This window comes from uncultured Methanobrevibacter sp. (assembly GCF_937906425.1).
Classification (GTDB): domain Archaea; phylum Methanobacteriota; class Methanobacteria; order Methanobacteriales; family Methanobacteriaceae; genus Methanobrevibacter.
On sequence record NZ_CALCYR010000018.1, the window covers coordinates 1 to 1,061 of the forward strand.

The 1,061-nt window shown below is 29.4% G+C and carries 1 protein-coding gene; it reads right to left on the bottom strand.

Going from position 1 to position 1,061, the window contains the following annotated elements:
* Positions 1-115: 115 nt before the first annotated feature.
* Complete coding sequence (locus Q0138_RS00765) at positions 116-796, bottom strand: TIGR00266 family protein (protein WP_297979566.1); 681 nt, start codon at positions 794-796, stop codon at positions 116-118.
* Between the last annotated feature and the right edge of the window lie 265 nt (positions 797-1,061).

Here is a 1,061-nt window from a genome sequence, read left to right on the forward strand (position 1 = left end):
GTTTAAAAATTAAAAATTAAAAATTAAAAATTAAAATTATAAAATTATAAAATAAAATTATAAAAATATAAAACAAAATAATAAAAATTTTGAAAAGTTTTTAAAAACTTTTCAATTATTCGTTACTGGTTGGTAAGAAAGGGATCAATGCTTGAGCTAATTTGCTGATAGGCATGGTTTGAACCCAAACTCTTCCAGGACCTCTTACTCTAGCAAAGAATAAACCTTCGCCGAATAGGATGTTTTTAGCTCCTTTTACCATTTCTATATCAAAATCAACAGATTCATCCATTGCAGCGATATGTCCTGGATCTAAAAGTATGGTTTCTCCAGGTTCTAAATCGTGAACAATTACTTCTCCATCAATTTCCAAAAATACAGTTCCATATCCTGAGAATTTTTGAAGGATAAATCCTTCTCCACCAAAAAGACCTGTTCCAAGTTTTTTTCTAAGATGTATGTCAAGTTCTACACTGTCTTCTGCAGCAAGGAATGCATTTTTTTGTCCTATGATTGAACTGGAACCGTCTAATTTGATTGCTAAGATTCTTCCAGGACTGCAGGATGAAAATCCTATTTTTTGATTGTCTGATTGAGCAGTAAAGTAGTTTAAGAAGAGGGTATCTCCTGACAATGCTCTTCCAAGACCTTTTAAAAGACCTCCTCCAGTGTTGGTTTCCATCTTCATGTCAGAAGTCATGAATGCCATGGACCCTGTTTCATTTTTTAATTTTTCTCCTTTTTGTAAGGTACATACTACCATAGGGAAAGCTCCGCCTTCAATTTCATATTCCATTATATCACCTTTTATCAGTTGTTAATATTTTGTAGTTAATATTAAATTAATCTATTGATTTTTAATTCTTTAAATTTCTTTAAAAAACTTATAAAAAGGAATTGGGATTAGGTGCTTAAATATTGGGGGTGGGATTTAAAATAGTTTAAGGTGATTAAATATTGGGAGGATTTAAAATAAGTAAGGTCAGTAACAATTTAAAAAAGTTTTAATAAGTTTAAAATAAGTTTAAAATAAGTTTAAAATAAGTTTAAAATAAGTTTAA